Origin of the sequence: Moritella sp. F3, assembly GCF_015082335.1 — a bacterium.
Taxonomy (GTDB): Bacteria; Pseudomonadota; Gammaproteobacteria; order Enterobacterales; family Moritellaceae; genus Moritella.
Window position 1 is genome coordinate 1 of the sequence record NZ_BLRL01000139.1, and the last position, 242, is coordinate 242.

The following is a 242-nucleotide window of genomic DNA, read 5'->3' on the forward strand; positions in this document are numbered from 1 at the left end:
TTCCACTGCTCTAACGCTAACTCTAACGCTTCTAGACTCATTCCAGTCACCGAGTGGCAAGGTATTTCTAACGCTTTATACCCTAATGACTCAATTAATTGCAATGAACCGACAAAACCCGGTGACTCCAACGCAATGGTGGCACCCGGTTTAGCCACGGCACGTAAACACACCGATAAGGCTTCTAAGCAACCATTGGTCACGATAATATCATTTGAGCTGACCTGACAACCCGATTCATT

General features: G+C 45.9%; 1 protein-coding gene. It reads right to left on the reverse strand.

The window, feature by feature from the left end; all coding sequences use genetic code 11:
- A partial coding sequence (locus JFU56_RS22695) for an aminotransferase class I/II-fold pyridoxal phosphate-dependent enzyme (protein ID WP_374221068.1) occupies positions 1-242 on the reverse strand: 242 nt, incomplete at both ends.